Here is a 14,955-nt window from a genome sequence, read left to right as displayed (position 1 = left end):
CGCCTGCGCAGCAAGCTCGACAAGGGCTTCCCGTCGCCGATCATCCACACGGTCCGGGGGGCCGGCTACGTGCTGCGCTTCGACGACGGCGCGGCCGGGTGAGCGACGTCGGGACCGAGGCGCCGGTCGCCCGCGAGACCGCGGGGGCGCGGTTCCAGAAGCTGTTCCGCACCACCGCGTTCAAGCTGTCGCTGGCCTACCTGGCGATCTTCGCCCTCTGCGCGTTCCTGGCGCTCGGCTACGTCGCGTGGAACGCCCGCGCGGTGCTCGACGACCAGATCGTCTCGACGATCGACGCAGAGATCAACGGCCTGTCGGAGCAGTACAATGCCGGCGGCCTGCGGCGGCTGATCTCCGTGGTGGAGCGGCGCTCGCGGGAGCCCGGCGCGTCCCTCTACCTGGTGACCACGGCGGGCGGCGACCATGTCGTCGGCAACGTCGGCTACGTGCCCGCCGCCGTGCTGGCGACGCCCGGCCAGAGCGAGACGCGCTACGGCCGCAACGACGCGGATTCCGAGGCGCATCAGGCGATCGTGCGGGTCTTCACGCTGCCGGGCGGGTTCCGCCTGCTCGTCGGGCGCGACACCGAGGAGCGCGACCGCCTGCGGGCGGTGATCGGACGCGCCTTCGTCACGTCGCTGGCCGCGGTCGTGCTCCTCGGGGTGATCGGCGGCTGGCTCGCGGCGAGCCGTGTCCTGCGCCGGGTCGATGCCATGACACAGACCACGCGGGCGATCATGGCGGGCGACCTCGACGGCCGGCTCCACGTGGCCGGGAACGGCGACGAACTCGACCGCCTCGCGTCCAGCCTCAACCAGATGCTGGAGCGGATCGGCGAACTGATGCGCGGCATGCGGGAGGTCTCCGACAACATCGCGCATGACCTGAAGACGCCGCTGACCCGCCTGCGCAACCGCGCCGACGAGGCCCTGCGCCGGGCCTCGACGCAGGAGGAACTGCGCGCGGCGCTGGAAGCCGTGATCGACGAGGGCGACGGGCTGATCCGGGTGTTCAACGCGCTCCTGATGATCGCGCGGCTCGAGGCCGGAAGCGCCCGGGAGATCCTCGTCCCGCTGGATATCGGACAAGCGGTGCGGGGCGTCGGCGAATTGTACGAGGCGCTCGCCGAGGACCAGGGCCTGACCCTCACGGTGACCGCGCAGGACGACCTGATCATCGCCGGCAACCGCGAACTCATCGGTCAGGCCCTGGCCAACCTGATCGACAATGCCCTGAAGTACGGGGCCGTCTCCGCCGGAGCGGAAGCCCGCGTGACCCTGGACGCGTGGCGCGAGGCGGGCACGGTCCGACTCGCCGTCTCCGATCACGGCCCGGGCATTCCCGAGACGGACCGGGCCCGCGTGCTCGGACGCTTCGTGCGCCTGGAGGATGCCCGGTCGCGACCCGGCTTCGGTCTGGGCCTCAGCCTCGTCAACGCCGTGGTGCGCCTGCATCACGGGACCCTGCGGCTCGCCGACAACGGCCCCGGGCTGCGGGTCGAGATCGAGTTTCCGGCCTCGGCGCAGGCGCAGCCGGCGGCCGGTGACATCCTGCCCGCTCCGCCATCGGGCGACCCTGTGCCGGACTCCCTGTCCCGCGCTACTTAGGTCGCGACCTGTCCCACCGTCGCCCGGCCGTGACCGCGTCCGAGCGGCGGCGCGCCCGCGTTCCAGGAGGCCCCATGACCCTCAAGACCAAGACCGCCCTCGTGACCGGCTCGACCAGCGGCATCGGGCTCGCCATCGCGCGCGCCCTCGCGGCCGAGGGGGCCAACATCGTGCTCAACGGCTTCGGGGACGCGCAGGCCGTCGAGGAGGCCCGGGCGGGGATCGAGAGCACCTACGGGGTCAAGGCCCGGTACTCGGCCGCCGACATGAGCGAGCCCGATGCGATCGCCGCCATGGTGCGCGAGGCGGAGGAGACCTTCGGGGCGGTCGACGTGCTGGTCAACAACGCCGGCATCCAGTTCGTATCGCCGATCGAGGAGTTTCCCGCGGAGAAGTGGGAGCAGATCATCGCGATCAACCTGTCCTCGGCCTTCCACACGATGCACGCGGCGATTCCCGGGATGAAGGCGCGGGGTTGGGGGCGGATCATCAACACGGCCTCGGCCCACTCTCTGGTGGCCTCGCCGTTCAAGTCGGCCTACGTGGCGGCCAAGCACGGGATCGCGGGTCTGAGCAAGACGGCGGCGCTGGAACTCGCCCCGCACAGGATCACGGTGAACTGCATCTCGCCGGGCTACGTCTGGACGCCTCTGGTGGAGGCGCAGATCCCCGACACGATGAAGGCCCGCGGCCTCACCAAGGAGCAGGTGATCGAGGACGTGATGCTGAAGGCGCAGCCGACCAAGGAGTTCGTCACCGTCGACCAGGTGGCCGCGCTGGCGGTGTTCCTGTGCTCCGACGCGGCGAGCCAGATCACGGGCGCCAATATCAGCATGGACGGTGGCTGGACCGCGCAGTAGCGCGACCGGCCGCGGCGGCCGGGCCCGGTCGCCGCCAAGGCCCCGCCCGAATCCGGGCGGGGCCGCTCCCGGTCAGCGGCGACCGTGGACCAGCAGGGCGAGGCCGTAGCCGACCGCGCCCGCGATCAGCAGCGCGACCAAGGGGTTCTCCTCCACCCGGGCGCCGACGGCGGTGCGCCCGTCGCGCAGGTACGAACCGCTTCGCTCGTAGACGTCCCCCGCCACGTCGCCGGCGCGCTCGTAGGCGTCGCTCGCGTAGTCACCGGCCCGGTCGGCGATGTCACGGGCCTTGTCCTTCACCTGGCCGTAGACGTTCTGAGCCTGGCCCTGGGCCTCGCGGAAACGTCCCTCGACCGAGTCGCGGTTGGAGCCCACGAAATCACCGGCCGAGCCCTGAACCTTGCCGACGGCCTCCTTGGCGCCGCCGACGATCCGATCCGTATCAACCATGGCACTCTCCTGGACGTGAGCGCGGCGCCGCGACAGGGGCGCCGCTCGATAAGCCGTCGTCCACCGAACGCGCGAGACGGCGTTTGTGCCCCCGCCCGCCACGAAATTGTGCGTCTCGCCCCGCGATCGCGGCCGCGGAACGGTCAGAGCCCGATCAACTCGGCGATGGCCGCCGCGCCGGCGGCCGGGGAGGTCTCGCCCCGGGCGACGCCGGCCTCGGCCTCGGCCGTGCGGCGGCGAACTTCCGGGGAGCCGACGAGACGCTGGTGCAGGCGCTCGTCGACCAGCGCCCACATCCACTTCACGTCCTGAGTCCGGCGCTTCGCCTGGATCTCGCCGGTCGCCGTGAGCTTCTCCCGGTGATCGACGATCTTCGCCCACAGGGCGTCGAGCCGCAGGTTGTGGAAGCCCGAGATCGTGACCACCGGCGGCGTCCAGGTGGCGGAGGCCGGGGTCAGGATGTGCAGCGCCGCCCGGTACTCCGAGGCCGCCGCGTTGGCGCGCTGCTCGGCCTCGCCCGCATCGGCCTTGTTGACGGCGATCATGTCGGCGAGTTCGAGAATGCCCTTCTTGATGCCCTGCAACTCGTCGCCCGCCCCGGGCAGCATCAGCACGAGGAAGAAGTCGGTGAGGTCGGCCACGGCCGTTTCCGACTGGCCGACGCCGACCGTCTCGACGAGGATCACGTCGAAGCCCGCCGCCTCGCAGAGCAGCATGGTCTCGCGGGTCTTGGCCGCGACGCCGCCGAGCGTGCCGGAGGACGGGGAGGGACGGATGAAGGCTCCGGGATCGTGCGACAGCCGCGCCATCCGGGTCTTGTCGCCCAAGATCGAGCCGCCGGTCCGCGAGGACGACGGGTCGACCGCGAGCACCGCCACCTTGTGACCGGCCTCCGTCAGGTTCGAGCCGAGGGCGTCGATGGTGGTCGACTTGCCGACGCCGGGTACGCCGGTGATGCCGACGCGGATCGCCCGGCCGGTCTCGGGCAGGACCGAGTCGATCAGGCTCGCCGCCAGCGCCCGGTGATCGGCGCGCTTGGACTCGGCCAGCGTGATGGCGCGGGCCAGAGCGGCGCGGTCGCCGCGCAGCAGGCGCTCCCGGAGACTCTCGATGTCGATGGACGGCGTCATGATCCCTTCATGGCCGCGGCGACGGCCGCCGTCGAGGGGGAGAGTACCGGGGCCGGGGGATGGGCCGGCTGTGTCCCGCCCACCACAAGCCCGGCCGTGCCCGCTATTCACGCCGCGATGCGGCGATCGTGCCCCGCGATGGTCACGATCCTGGGCAACGGAAGACGACCCGCCCGAGCGTCACCGGATCATGTCGAGCCAGATCGTCTCACGCCGCGTCCTTCTCCGCTTCGGAGCCCTCGCGGGCGCCGCGGGTCTCGCCCCGTCGCTCGGTGCCTGCGTCACCGACGACCTCGGCACCGGCGCGGCCCTGCCCGAGAAGCAGTCGGCCCTCGACGTCATGCCGGTGCTGCTGGTCGCCACGACCCGCAAGCCCGTGGGCAATCCGCCCCGACCGCCGTACTTCAGCAGCGACCGCGGCCGCGGCCTGAGCTTCGCCGAGGTGCGCCTGTCGCCGCCCGACCGCTCGCTGCTCGGCAAGGTCTCGTCCGTCATCACCGGCGACTGGACCATCGGCGCAGTTCCGAAATCCGAGTCCGGCCCGGGCGCCGCCGAGGCCTTTTCCCAGGCTGCCCTCGGGCGCGACGTGCTGATCTACGTCCACGGCTACCGCGAATCGTTCGAATCCGCCGCCGTCAGCGCTGCCCGGCTCTCGGACGGGATCCGGTTCCGCGGCGTCTCCGGCCTGTTCACGTGGCCGTCGGCGGCCGCGACCCTCGATTACAATTACGATCGCGAGAGCGCCCTCTGGTCGCGCGACGCGTTCGAGGACCTGCTGAAGGCGCTCGCCGCCTCGCCCAGCGGCGGCCGCATCAACATCGTCGCGCACTCCATGGGCACGCTCCTCACCCTCGAGACCCTGCGCATGCTCCGCGCCGAGGCCGGCGAGGCGGCGATGTCGCGGATCGGTGCCGTGGTGCTGGCCGCGCCCGACATCGATTTCGACCTGTTCTCCAACGGCGTCGCCCGCCTCGGGCCCGACGTCTCGAAGATCACGGTGATCTCCTCCACCAACGACCGGGCGCTCGAACTCTCGGCGGCGCTGGCGGGGGGCGTGCGCGCCGGCGCGGCCGACCGCGCCAAGCTCGAGGCCCTCGGCGTCCGCGTCGCCGACGCCTCCGATTACGGCGGCGGCCTGATCAACCACGACCTGTTCCTCTCGAACCCGGACGTGCAGGGGGTGGTCAAGCGCGCCATCGCCCGCGGCGCCGGCGTCTGACGCGCGGCGCTCACCCCGTCCGGGTCGCCATGCTCTGCGGCGGCAGGGGTTCCTCCGGCATTACCGGCGCGTCGCCGGACGCGTCGAGGTGGTCGATCCGGTCGGCCCAGACCCGGAAGCCCACGAGGGGATTGGGTCCGAACGTGTGGGTCAGCGGCACGTCCGCGGCGTCGCGGCCGTACGCGACCATGACGCGGCCGATCCGCGGGCTGTTGTTGCGCGGGTCGAACACGTGCCAGCCTCCACCGAGATAGACCTCCATCCAGGCCGCGAAGTCGCCCGCCGGGTGCGGCTCGGGCTCGCCGATGAAGCTGATGTAGCCGGTGCAGTACCGGGTCGGGACGTTGAGGGCGCGGCAGAACGCGACCGCCAGGTGGGTGAAGTCCCGGCAGACGCCGCGCCCGCCCGCGTAGGCGTCCATGGCCGTGCGGTCGCGGTGGGCGAACTCGTAGCCGAACGCGATGTGGGCGTGGACGAAGTCGCAGACCGCCTGCACCCGGGCCCAGCCCGGCTCGGTATGGCCGAAGAGACGCCACGCCTCGTCGGCCAGGAGGTCGGACTCGCAGTAGCGGCTGGGGAGCAGGAACACGATCGTCTCGGGCGGCAGCTCCTCGATCGCGTGCTGCGCGGTCTCCGGGTGGACCGGATCGGGCACGCCGCTGTCGCGGATCGCGGCGTCGGTCCCGATGGTGAAGTTGCCGGCGGGCGCGGTCAGGCGGCCGCACAGGTTGCCGAAGCCGTCGCGATAGATCGTCACCGGGACGGGCGGATCGGTCCGGAGCGCGTCGGGCGCCTCCAGGGCGGCCGCCCTGGAGGGATGCACGTTGAGCATCACCACCATGGGCACCGGGTAGGGGAAGGCGTAGCGCATCTCGCAGCCGAGCCTGATCCGCATGCGCGGGTGATCCTTCGTGTTCGAGACCGTGTCCGCGGCGATGCGCGCAGGAGCCGTGCCGCGCCGAATCGTGCGGGTGGGGCCGCGACGGGCTTGGCGGCCGTCCGCTTCACCCCTACAGCATCCCCGCGCGACGCTCATCGCCACCGGACGAAACCGAGGCGTTTCTTCCCGGGGCAGCGCGTCGCACCCGTGCGCCGGCCCGCCGAGCGGGGGCGCCTGAGGACGGTTACGAGAGGGATGCCGGCCATGTTCACGCTCGAGATCGACGGCACCGCCGTTGCGGTGATCAACAGCGACGAGGCGTCCGCCAAGGACCTCTTCACCTGTGACGGCTTCAAGGAAGACATCCGGACCATGACGACCGGCGGGAAGCCGCTCTGGAACGGCACGTCGGCGCTCAAGGTCCGGGCCGCCACCGAGGACGAGGTCGAGATCTTCGAGGACGCGCTCGCCGAGGACGACGGCGAGGGCGACTTCGTCGAGGATCCGCGCCACACCGGGTCCGAGTCGGACGACGAGGACGAGGCCGACATCGTCTTCCTCGTGGATATCGACGAGGACGAGGATGAGGCCGACGCCTGAGCGCGGCTGAACCCGAGCGCCTCCCGGGTGGTTTCCGATCCGATCTGGATCGGATCCCGGGAGGACGGCATGGCTGACAGCAGACGGATCGTCGACGCGCTGGTGCGTTCGAGGCGCGGCGGCCTCGCCGCCGGTGCCGCCCTCGGCGGGCTGGCGCTGATCGGCAGCCTCGCCTACCGGGCATTGCGCGGGGCGGCGCCGCCCGAGGCCGGCGGGCCGGACTTCACGCAGGTCGCCGAGGACGAGGCCCGGCTGATGCTGCGGGCCATGGTGGCGGCCACGACGGCCGACGGGATGGTCGACGCCGCGGAGCGCAAACGCCTCGACGCGGCCGTGGCGGAGGCGGGCCTCGATCCCGATGGCCGGTCCTGGCTCGACCGCGAACTCGCGGATCCCGCCGACGTCGACGCGATCGCCGAGCGGGTCGCGAGTCCGGACGCGGCGGCGCGGATCTTCGCGGCGGCGCGGCTCGCGATCGATCCCGACACGCTCCAGGAGCGTCAGTTCCTGAAGATGCTGGCCGAGGCCCTCGACCTGCCCGCGGAGACGACCGAGCGGGTCGAGCGCGACATCGCGGCCTGAGCGGCAACCTGTCCGATGGGTGGATCCTCCACGGCGGCCGAGCTTCGTGCTAGGCTTCCCCGCGACGACGGGTCCGGGCGATCCGTCCGCGGGAGGACGGGACATTTCATGGCAGGACTGTCAGTGCCCGCGCTCGGGCGCGCCCGGCGGCGGGCCTGCGCGCTGGTCGCAGCCGTGCTGATCGCCGGCGGCTCCGCGCGCGCGGCCGACCCGGCCCCCGGCCCGCTGACGATCGCCGAGCAGGGCAGCTTCTTCGTCGGCGGTCGCGACGTCCAGTCCGACACGCTCTCGACGCTGCCGGCCTACGCGCCGTCGGGCACGATCAGCGTCGACCAGATCTATGTCCGCTATCAGATCCCGGTGAACGCCGGACGGCCGCCGCTGGTCCTGATCCACGGCTGCTGCCTCACCGGCAAAACCTGGGAGACGACGCCCGACGGGCGCATGGGCTGGGACGAGTACCTCGTCCGGCGCGGCTTCCCGACCTACGTGATCGATCAGGCCTGGCGCGGCCGCTCGGCGGCGAGCCCGGCCCAGATCAACGCCGTGAAGACGGGGCGGGCCGACCCGAATTCCCTGCCGGCCGTCTTCTCGGCCGGCCGCGAGCCGGCCTGGGCGATCTTCCGGTTCGGGCCGGAATACCCGAAGGTGTTCCCCGGCATGCAGTTCCCCCTGGAGGCTCAGGGCGAGTTCTGGAAGCAGATGGTTCCCGACTGGTCGGCTGCCCTGCCGGTGCCGAACCCGACCGTGCCGGCCCTGTCGGAGCTCGCCAAGCGGCTCAAGGGCGCGGTGCTGATCTCGCACTCGCAATCGGGGATCTACCCGTTCCAGACCGCCGCCCTCGACCGGACCGGCCTGCGCGCCATCGTGGCGATCGAGCCGGCCGCCTGCCCGGACCCGGCGAAGGACGACCTCGCGCCCTACAAGGACCTGCCGATCCTCGTCCTGTTCGGCGACTACGTCGACGCCTCGCCCCGCTGGGCGCCGCGGCTCAAGCAGTGCCGCAGCTTCGTGGCGGCGGCGAACGCCGCGGGCGGCAAGGCGGAACTGATCCTGCTGCCGGAGATCGGCATCCACGGCAATTCGCACATGCTGATGCAGGACAAGAACAGCCTCGACATCGCCGACTGGCTGGTCGGCTGGATCGACAAGCGGGCGCCCGGCAAGTCCTGAGGCGGGCCGATCGGGCGCGCCGTTTACACCTGTGTCCGTCCGAGCGCTGCGGTCGCCACACCCGCCGGCGTCATCACGCGCGCAGCGAAGTGACCCAGGGCGGCTCGGCCTCGGCGGTCGTCGCGCCGGCTGGATCGCTGCGCCGCGCTCGCGGGGATGGCGGCGCCGTTACCGTCGACCGGGACAGGTTCTGATGGCCCGGCCGAGGTGGGTGACGGGGCGTCCGCTCAGCCCGGCTTCCGCTCGCCGAGGAACGCGCCCATCCGCTCCAGAGCCCGCCGGATGTTCTCGGCCGAGTTGGCGTAGGACAGGCGGAGGTAGCCCTCGCCGTGAACGCCGAAATCCGGACCGCCGATCACGGCCACGCCCGTCTCTTCCAGGAGGGCCGAGGCCAGGGCCTTCGCCTTCCAGCCGGTCCGGGCGATGTTCGGGAAGGCGTAGAACGCGCCCTTGGGCGCGATGCAGGAGACGTCCGGCAGGGCGTTCAGCCCGTCGACCACGATCGCCCGGCGCCGGTCGAACTCGGCCACCATCTCGGCCACGCAAGCCTGCGGGCCGTCGAGCGCCGCGATGCCGGCCCACTGGGTCGCCGCGTTGACGCAGGAATGCGCGTTGACCGCGAGCTTGCGCGCCGCGTCGTAGAGCGGCTTCGGCCAGACCGACCAGCCGAGCCGCCAGCCAGTCATCGCGTAGGTCTTGGACGCGCCGTCGAGGTAGACCAGCCGGTCGCGGATCTCGGGATAGGTCAGCAGCGAGTGGTGGGTCTCGCCGTCGTAGGTCATGGTGCCGTAGATCTCGTCCGACAGCACCGCGACGTCGGGGTGCTCGGCGAGGCCCTTCACCAGGGCGTCGATCTCGGTCTTCGGCGTCACGCCGCCGGTGGGGTTGGCGGGCGAGTTGACGATCAGCAGCCGCGTCCTCGGCGTGATCAGCGCCAGCGTCTCGGCCGCCGAGAAGGCGAAGCCGTTCGCCTCGCGGATCGGCACCGGCACCGGCGTCGCGCCGGTGAACTCGATCATCGAGCGGTAGATCGGGAAGCCGGGGTCCGGATACAGGATCTCGGTCCCGGGCGCGCCGAACATCAGGATCGCCATGAACATGGTGACCTTGCCGCCCGGCACGATCATCACGGAATCCGGCGAGACCTCGACGCCGTGGCGGCGGTGGATGTCGCGGGCCACCGCCTCGCGGAGCGGCGGGATGCCGACGGCCGGCGTGTAGCCGTGGTGGCCGTCGCGCAGCGCCTTGATCCCCGCCTCGACCACGTGGGCGGGTGTGGGCATGTCCGGCTGGCCGATGCCGAGATTGATCACGTCCCGCCCCTGGGCGGCGAGGGCCTGGGCCCGAGCCAGAACCGCGAAGGCGTTCTCCTCGCCGATGCGCGAGAAGGCCGGGACCACGTGCAGCATCGCGCCCTCCGGGCGGTGAGGTCTCAGTGCTTGGACCGCTCGGAGAGCTTCATCGCGCCGAACGACATCGCCACGGCGATCGCGCCCAGGATCACGAAGGTCTTCACGGAGGCGTAGAACAGGTCCGGATTGATGCCCTCATCGGTGTAGAGCACGAGCCCGATGGCCGCGAGCGGCAGCGAGATGAGGGCGAAGAGCGGGACGAGCGGGTTCATGTTCGGCACTCGGGATCCGGCGCGCGGCTGACCGCGGCCCTGGGAAAGCGCCCCTGCATATCACCGTGCTGCGAAGGTTGGGACCCCGCAAGCTGCAGTTTTTCGCCGGCTCGCCCGGACGCTCATGGATGCGCAATCATTTCGCGCAACAGTGGCGTCTCCGGGAGGGCGGACACGTATGCGTTGGGCATCGGTCGATTCGAAAGGCAAGGGGGCGGGAGGGTCTGGCCCCAGATCCCCCAGCATCGACACGCTGGCGCTCCATATCGGGCGGCTGCTGCGACATCCCGCCTACCGGCGCGAGGCGGTCGTCAGCCCGCTCCTGCGGCGGCACCTGCCGTACGAGGCCGGCTACGCCTGGAACGGCGAGGCCGGCCTGCGCGCCCGGCTGGCGGGCGCCGCCCTCGACGAGGCGAGCATCGATCACCTGCTCCGGAACGTGCAGGCCGAGTTCCTGCGCCTGCGACGGCCCGCCGATACCTGAGCCGGTTCCCGTGATCCGGCCCGCCTGATCCGGCTCAGGCCGGAACCCGGACGGTGGCCCGCAGGCCGCCGAGCGGGCTGTCGTGCAGGGTTATGTCGCCGCCGTGGGCGCGGGCGATGTCCCGTGCGATCGACAGGCCCAGCCCGGAGCCGCCGGCATCCTGGCGGGCGTCGTCGAGCCGCACGAACGGCTTGAACACGTCCTCGCGGCTCTCCGCCGGGATGCCGGGCCCGTCATCGTCGATCGAGACGAGGAAGGCGCGGGCCTCCAGCCGGCCGGAGATCGCCACCGTCTCGCCGTAGCGGACGGCGTTGGCCGCGAGATTGAACAGGCACCGCCGGAAGGCGCCCGGCCGGACCGTGACCTCGGGCGCGCCGACGAGATCGACCGCGGAGACGTGGGCACCGAGGCGCTCGACATCGGTCCGCAGGTCCTCCAGCAGGGCGCGCATGTCGGTGGGGGTCGCGGGCTCGGCCGAATCGCCCCGCGCGAAGGCGAGGTAGCCCTCCAGCATCCGGCTCATCTCGTCGACGTCGCGGCTGAGATCCTCGATCTCCTCGGTCTGCTCGATCAGCGCCAGGGACAGGCGGAAGCGGGTCAGGATGGTGCGCAGGTCGTGGCTGACGCCGTTCAGCATCGTGGTGCGCTGCTCCATCGCCCGCTCGATGCGCCGCTTCATCTCGATGAAGGCGTGACCGGCCTGACGCACCTCGCGGGCGCCGCGGGGCCGGAACTCGATCTCCCGCCCCTTGCCGAAGCCCTCCGCCACGGCGGCGAGCCGCAGGATCGGCTTGATCTGGTTGCGCAGGAACAGGATCGCGACGCCGAGCAGCACCAGCGACGAGCCGATCATCCACACGAGGAAGATGTGCGAGTTCGACGCGTAGGCCTGGCTGCGCCGGGCGGTGATGCGCATCACCCCGTCGGGGATCGCCACGCGGATCTCGATCAGGTTCGAGCGGCCGACCGTGTCGATCCAGAAGGGTCTGCGGATCTGGCGCTTGATCTCGTCGGACAGGGCCTCGTCGAGGATCGAGAAGAACGGCCGCGGGCCCGGGGGCGGCAGCTTGGCGCCCTTGAGGATGTCGAGGTCGAGGTTCAGCCGCTCCCCGGCGATGCGCGAGAGGGTCTCGGCGTCCTTGTCCTGCGGGTAGCTCTCGTAGATGTCGATCAGCGCCGCGACGTCCGCGGTCACCGCCGCCGACAGCCGCTTGGTCACGAGCTGCCAGTGCCGCTCCATGAAGGTGTAGGCGATCACCGACTGGAGCAGGACGACCGGCGCGATGATGATGATCAGCGAGCGGGCGTAGAGGCCCTTCGGCAGGACGTCGCCGATCGCCCGGCTGACGCGCTTCCACAGGCGGCGCGGGCCCGAGCGCGGCGGGTCCTTCCGGAGCGCCCGGGCGAGGGCGGGATCCGGGGCGTTCATGACATCGCGCGCCCGTCCGTCCCGCGGGCGCGGTGGCAGGTCGGTCGACGGAGGATCCGTTCAACGGCGGCGGACATGGCTCGAGCGGGCGCGGAAAGCCTGTGCGTTATCGCATCCGCGTCGGGATCGGCCAAGGCGCCGCGCGATCCCCGGTGGGCCCGGGCGACTTGCACGGCGGCACGCGGGCCATACCTGTGAGGGGCGGGGGGCGCCCGCCGGCCGAAAGTCCACGAGGCCATGCTCAGCACCGACACAGACATCCTCTCCGCCGCCCAATCCTGGCGGCGCGACGGCCGCGCCGTGGCCCTCGCCACCGTGATCGAGACCTGGGGCTCGGCCCCGCGACCGGTGGGCAGCCACCTCGTCGTCGACGGCGACGGCAATTTCCTGGGCTCCGTCTCCGGCGGCTGCGTCGAGGGCGCGGTGATCACCGAGGCGATCGAGGTGATCGAGGCCGGCGCGCCGCGCGTCCTCGAATTCGGCGTCGCGGACGAGACCGCGTGGCGCGCCGGCCTGTCCTGCGGCGGCCGGATCCGGGTCTTCGTCGAGCGGGTCGACTGATGCGCAGCGATGTCCTGGCGGCGCTCAACGACGCGCGGGCGGCGCGCCGCGCCGCGATCCTCATCACCGACATCGCCGACGGCGCGCAGCGCCTCGTCCGCGAGGACGAGATCGCCGCCGATCCCCTCGCCGACGTGCTGGCGAAGCACCTCGCCGCCGGCAAGAGCGGCCTCGTCGAGGCGGGCGGCCGGACGCTGTTCCTCACCGTGCAGGTGCCGCCGGTGCGGCTCGTGGTGGTCGGCGCCGTCCACATCTCGCAGGCCATGGCGCCGATGGCGGCGGGGCTGGACCTCGCGCTCACGGTGATCGACCCGCGCACCGCGTTCGCGACCCCCGAGCGCTTCCCCGGCACCGCGCTGGTCGCCGAATGGCCGGACGCGGCCCTCGGGACCAGCGTGCCGGTGCTCGACCGCTACTGCGCCCTGGCGGCCCTGACCCACGACCCCAAGATCGACGATCCCGCGCTGAAGGCGGCGCTGGCGGCCGAGTGCTTCTACGTGGGCGCCCTCGGCTCGCGGAAGACCCACGCGGCGCGCGTCGCGCGGCTCACCGAGGCCGGGTTCGCGCCCGCCCAGATCGGCCGGATCCACGCGCCGATCGGCCTGCCCATCGGCGCCGTGAGCCCCGCCGAGATCGCCCTGGCGGTGCTCGCCGAGATCGTCGCCACCTTGCGCCGCGTGCCCCGTCCGGAGGTCGCGTGAGATTCGGGACGGTCCCGGTCGCCGAATCGGCCGGGCTGATCAGCGCGCACACGGTGCGGCGGGCCGACATCACCCTGCGCAAGGGCGCCGTCATCGCGCAGGAGACCGCCGCCGGTCTGGCCCGGGCCGGCCTGTCGGAGATCGTGGCGGCGACGCTCGAACCCGGCGACGTCGGCGAGGACGCCGCCGCGGCGCGCCTCGCCGCGCGCCTGCGCGGGCCGAACCTGCGCGTCGAGGCGCCCTTCACCGGCCGCAGCAACCTGTTCGCCGAGGCGGCCGGGGTGCTCACCCTCGATCCGGCCCGGATCGACGCGGTCAACGCCGTGGACGAGGCGGTGACGGTGGCGACGCTGCCGCGCTTCCGGCCGGTGGTCGAGGGCGAGATGGTCGCCACGGTGAAGATCATCCCCTACGCGGTGCCGGGCGCCGTGCTGGCCCGGGCCTGCGCGGCCGCGGAGGGCGACGTCCTCGCGGTAACGCCGTATCGCCGCCGCCGGGTGGCCGTGGTCTCGACGCGCCTGCCGAGCCTCAAGGAGACCACGATCGACAAGACGCTCCGGGCGCTGGCCGACCGTCTCGCGCCCGCCGGCGCCACGATCGTCGCCGAGACCCGGGTGCCCCATGCCGGCGCGTCCGTGGCGGTGGCCCTGGCGGAGGTGATCGATCGCGCCGGGGCCGAGCTCGTCGTGGTGTTCGGCGCCTCGGCGATCGCCGACCGGCGCGACGTCATCCCGGCCGGCATCGCGGCGGCGGGCGGCCGGGTCGACCATCTCGGCATGCCGGTCGACCCCGGCAACCTGCTCCTCGTCGGCGCCCGCGGCGCCGTGCCGGTGATCGGCGCGCCGGGCTGCGCCCGCTCGCCCAAGGAGAACGGCTTCGACTGGATCCTGCATCGGCTCCTCGCGGACCTGCCGGTGACCCGGGCCGACATCGTCACCCTGGGCGTCGGCGGCCTGCTGATGGAGATCGTCTCGCGCCCGCAGCCCCGCGCCGGCGGCGCCGCCGCGACCGACGAGTCCGAGCCGGGCTCCGCGGATGGCTGAGATCGGCACGGTCCTGCTCGCCGCGGGCCTCGGCAGCCGGTTCGGCGCCGCGCCGAAGCTGCTCGCGCGCCTCGACGGCAAGCCCCTGGTGCGCCACGCGGCCGAGGCCGCCCTGGGCGCCCGTCCGCGCCCGGTGGTCGCCGTCCTCGGCGCGCACGCCGAGGCGGTCCGCGACGCCCTGGCGGGGCTCGACCTCGTCCGCGTCGACAATCCGGACTACCGCACCGGCCTCGCGAGCTCGCTGCGCGCCGGCCTCGCGGCGCTGCCCGCCACCTGCGCGGCCGCCATCGTCGTCCTGGGCGACATGCCGCGCGTCACCGCCGCGCATCTCGACCGCCTCGCGGAGGCCTTCGCGGGCGCCCCGGAGCTGCCCGCGGCCGTGGTGCCGGTTCAGGCCGGCCGGCGCGGGAACCCGGTGCTGCTCAACCTGCGCCGCCTCGGCCCGGACATCGCCCGCCTCGCCGGCGATCGCGGGGCCGGGCCGCTCCTGAAGGGACGGTCGGACGTGCTGGAGATCCCGGGCGACCCGGCCACCGCCCTCGACGTCGACACGCCGGACACGCTGGCCGCGCTGGCCGGCGGACCTTCAGACCGGACCGCGTGAGCGCGGGC

18 protein-coding genes (1 of these 18 running past the window's edge) are annotated in these 14,955 nt (G+C 72.6%); 12 read left to right on the top strand and 6 right to left on the bottom strand.

What is annotated here, in order from left to right; genetic code table 11:
- The 3 genes from BKE41_RS18490 to BKE41_RS18480 form a co-directional block, all read left to right on the top strand.
- Positions 1-102, top strand: partial view of a response regulator transcription factor gene (locus BKE41_RS18490; RefSeq protein ID WP_024829288.1) — the 3' portion only. It extends 594 nt beyond the left edge of the window; 102 of the gene's 696 nt are visible here — the last part of the coding sequence; its start codon lies beyond the left edge, outside the window; the stop codon is at positions 100-102.
- Positions 99-1,607, top strand: coding sequence for an ATP-binding protein (locus BKE41_RS18485; protein WP_012320423.1), 1,509 nt, complete (start codon positions 99-101; stop codon positions 1,605-1,607). The genes BKE41_RS18490 and BKE41_RS18485 overlap by 4 nt, the downstream gene beginning before the upstream one ends.
- Before the next feature lie 74 nt (positions 1,608-1,681).
- Complete coding sequence (locus tag BKE41_RS18480; RefSeq protein WP_012320422.1) at positions 1,682-2,467, top strand: 3-hydroxybutyrate dehydrogenase; 786 nt, start codon at positions 1,682-1,684, stop codon at positions 2,465-2,467.
- Between the two features lie 72 nt (positions 2,468-2,539).
- On the opposite strand, the gene BKE41_RS18475 is transcribed toward BKE41_RS18480, so the two are convergent.
- Both BKE41_RS18475 and meaB read right to left on the bottom strand, forming a co-directional pair.
- Positions 2,540-2,917 (bottom strand): CsbD family protein, encoded by a 378-nt coding sequence (locus BKE41_RS18475; protein WP_012320421.1) that lies wholly within the window; start codon positions 2,915-2,917, stop codon positions 2,540-2,542.
- 143 nt (positions 2,918-3,060) lie between these two features.
- A complete protein-coding gene (gene meaB / locus BKE41_RS18470; RefSeq protein WP_012320420.1) occupies positions 3,061-4,047 on the bottom strand; it encodes a methylmalonyl Co-A mutase-associated GTPase MeaB in 987 nt (328 codons plus the stop codon).
- A gap of 190 nt (positions 4,048-4,237) precedes the next feature.
- On the opposite strand from meaB, the gene BKE41_RS18465 reads away from it, so the two are divergent.
- On the top strand, positions 4,238-5,266 hold the full coding sequence (locus BKE41_RS18465) for an alpha/beta hydrolase (RefSeq protein WP_012320419.1): 1,029 nt from the start codon (positions 4,238-4,240) through the stop codon (positions 5,264-5,266).
- Between the two features lie 10 nt (positions 5,267-5,276).
- On the opposite strand, the gene BKE41_RS18460 is transcribed toward BKE41_RS18465, so the two are convergent.
- Positions 5,277-6,161 (bottom strand): transglutaminase family protein, encoded by an 885-nt coding sequence (locus BKE41_RS18460; RefSeq protein WP_070999956.1) that lies wholly within the window; start codon positions 6,159-6,161, stop codon positions 5,277-5,279.
- 249 nt (positions 6,162-6,410) lie between these two features.
- Between BKE41_RS18460 and BKE41_RS18455 the strand changes: the two genes are divergently transcribed.
- The 3 genes from BKE41_RS18455 to BKE41_RS18445 all read left to right on the top strand — a co-directional run bounded on the left by BKE41_RS18455 (position 6,411) and on the right by BKE41_RS18445 (position 8,501).
- The gene (locus tag BKE41_RS18455) at positions 6,411-6,746 is read left to right on the top strand and encodes a hypothetical protein (protein ID WP_071000717.1); all 336 of its coding nucleotides are present in this window, start codon (positions 6,411-6,413) and stop codon (positions 6,744-6,746) included.
- A gap of 69 nt (positions 6,747-6,815) precedes the next feature.
- Positions 6,816-7,328, top strand: coding sequence for a DUF533 domain-containing protein (locus tag BKE41_RS18450; RefSeq protein WP_053622410.1), 513 nt, complete (start codon positions 6,816-6,818; stop codon positions 7,326-7,328).
- Between the two features lie 108 nt (positions 7,329-7,436).
- Positions 7,437-8,501 carry an esterase gene (locus tag BKE41_RS18445; RefSeq protein WP_012320415.1) on the top strand — a complete coding sequence of 355 codons (1,065 nt, stop codon included), beginning with the start codon at positions 7,437-7,439 and terminating at the stop codon, positions 8,499-8,501.
- Between the two features lie 227 nt (positions 8,502-8,728).
- On the opposite strand, the gene BKE41_RS18440 is transcribed toward BKE41_RS18445, so the two are convergent.
- The gene (locus BKE41_RS18440; RefSeq protein ID WP_053622406.1) at positions 8,729-9,910 is read right to left on the bottom strand and encodes a pyridoxal phosphate-dependent aminotransferase; all 1,182 of its coding nucleotides are present in this window, start codon (positions 9,908-9,910) and stop codon (positions 8,729-8,731) included.
- Positions 9,911-9,933: 23 nt separating this feature from the next.
- Positions 9,934-10,125, bottom strand: a complete 192-nt coding sequence (locus BKE41_RS18435) for a hypothetical protein (RefSeq protein ID WP_012320413.1) — start codon at positions 10,123-10,125, stop codon at positions 9,934-9,936.
- Positions 10,126-10,303: 178 nt separating this feature from the next.
- On the opposite strand from BKE41_RS18435, the gene BKE41_RS18430 reads away from it, so the two are divergent.
- Entirely contained in the window at positions 10,304-10,609 is a 306-nt protein-coding gene (locus tag BKE41_RS18430) for a hypothetical protein (RefSeq protein ID WP_024829297.1), read from the top strand.
- Between the two features lie 34 nt (positions 10,610-10,643).
- Here BKE41_RS18430 and BKE41_RS18425 read toward each other — a convergent pair whose 3' ends face one another.
- Positions 10,644-12,038 (bottom strand): ATP-binding protein, encoded by a 1,395-nt coding sequence (locus BKE41_RS18425; protein ID WP_024829298.1) that lies wholly within the window; start codon positions 12,036-12,038, stop codon positions 10,644-10,646.
- Positions 12,039-12,275: 237 nt separating this feature from the next.
- Here BKE41_RS18425 and BKE41_RS18420 point away from each other — a divergent pair, with 237 nt between their 5' ends.
- Genes BKE41_RS18420 through BKE41_RS18405 form a run of 4 tightly spaced genes read left to right on the top strand, consistent with a single transcriptional unit; the run spans position 12,276 to position 14,947 of the window.
- Positions 12,276-12,599: an XdhC family protein gene (locus BKE41_RS18420; RefSeq protein ID WP_012320410.1), complete on the top strand. Its 324-nt coding sequence runs from the start codon at positions 12,276-12,278 to the stop codon at positions 12,597-12,599.
- Positions 12,599-13,300, top strand: coding sequence for an XdhC family protein (locus tag BKE41_RS18415; protein ID WP_012320409.1), 702 nt, complete (start codon positions 12,599-12,601; stop codon positions 13,298-13,300). Before BKE41_RS18420 ends, BKE41_RS18415 begins: the two co-directional genes overlap by 1 nt.
- Positions 13,297-14,343 (top strand): molybdopterin-binding protein, encoded by a 1,047-nt coding sequence (locus BKE41_RS18410; RefSeq protein WP_070999955.1) that lies wholly within the window; start codon positions 13,297-13,299, stop codon positions 14,341-14,343. The genes BKE41_RS18415 and BKE41_RS18410 overlap by 4 nt, the downstream gene beginning before the upstream one ends.
- Positions 14,336-14,947, top strand: coding sequence for a nucleotidyltransferase family protein (locus BKE41_RS18405; protein WP_012320407.1), 612 nt, complete (start codon positions 14,336-14,338; stop codon positions 14,945-14,947). The genes BKE41_RS18410 and BKE41_RS18405 overlap by 8 nt, the downstream gene beginning before the upstream one ends.
- Positions 14,948-14,955 lie beyond the last annotated feature (8 nt).

Source organism: Methylobacterium sp. C1 (assembly GCF_001854385.1).
GTDB classification, from domain to species: Bacteria; Pseudomonadota; Alphaproteobacteria; order Rhizobiales; family Beijerinckiaceae; genus Methylobacterium; species Methylobacterium radiotolerans.
Note: the sequence above shows the minus strand (reverse complement) of the source record. Positions and strands in the feature narration are given on the sequence as shown.

What these genes read in the sequence shown, in the direction of transcription:
- BKE41_RS18480 (WP_012320422.1), top strand. Translation starts at nt 1,682, where the DNA reads ATGACCCTCAAGACCAAGACCGCCCTCGTGACCGGCTCGACCAGCGGC.
- BKE41_RS18475 (WP_012320421.1), bottom strand. Translation starts at nt 2,917, where the DNA reads ATGGTTGATACGGATCGGATCGTCGGCGGCGCCAAGGAGGCCGTCGGC.
- meaB (WP_012320420.1), bottom strand. Translation starts at nt 4,047, where the DNA reads ATGACGCCGTCCATCGACATCGAGAGTCTCCGGGAGCGCCTGCTGCGC.
- BKE41_RS18465 (WP_012320419.1), top strand. Translation starts at nt 4,238, where the DNA reads ATGTCGAGCCAGATCGTCTCACGCCGCGTCCTTCTCCGCTTCGGAGCC.
- BKE41_RS18460 (WP_070999956.1), bottom strand. Translation starts at nt 6,161, where the DNA reads ATGCGGATCAGGCTCGGCTGCGAGATGCGCTACGCCTTCCCCTACCCG.
- BKE41_RS18455 (WP_071000717.1), top strand. Translation starts at nt 6,411, where the DNA reads ATGTTCACGCTCGAGATCGACGGCACCGCCGTTGCGGTGATCAACAGC.
- BKE41_RS18450 (WP_053622410.1), top strand. Translation starts at nt 6,816, where the DNA reads ATGGCTGACAGCAGACGGATCGTCGACGCGCTGGTGCGTTCGAGGCGC.
- BKE41_RS18445 (WP_012320415.1), top strand. Translation starts at nt 7,437, where the DNA reads ATGGCAGGACTGTCAGTGCCCGCGCTCGGGCGCGCCCGGCGGCGGGCC.
- BKE41_RS18440 (WP_053622406.1), bottom strand. Translation starts at nt 9,910, where the DNA reads ATGCTGCACGTGGTCCCGGCCTTCTCGCGCATCGGCGAGGAGAACGCC.
- BKE41_RS18435 (WP_012320413.1), bottom strand. Translation starts at nt 10,125, where the DNA reads ATGAACCCGCTCGTCCCGCTCTTCGCCCTCATCTCGCTGCCGCTCGCG.
- BKE41_RS18430 (WP_024829297.1), top strand. Translation starts at nt 10,304, where the DNA reads ATGCGTTGGGCATCGGTCGATTCGAAAGGCAAGGGGGCGGGAGGGTCT.
- BKE41_RS18425 (WP_024829298.1), bottom strand. Translation starts at nt 12,038, where the DNA reads ATGAACGCCCCGGATCCCGCCCTCGCCCGGGCGCTCCGGAAGGACCCG.
- BKE41_RS18420 (WP_012320410.1), top strand. Translation starts at nt 12,276, where the DNA reads ATGCTCAGCACCGACACAGACATCCTCTCCGCCGCCCAATCCTGGCGG.
- BKE41_RS18415 (WP_012320409.1), top strand. Translation starts at nt 12,599, where the DNA reads ATGCGCAGCGATGTCCTGGCGGCGCTCAACGACGCGCGGGCGGCGCGC.
- BKE41_RS18405 (WP_012320407.1), top strand. Translation starts at nt 14,336, where the DNA reads ATGGCTGAGATCGGCACGGTCCTGCTCGCCGCGGGCCTCGGCAGCCGG.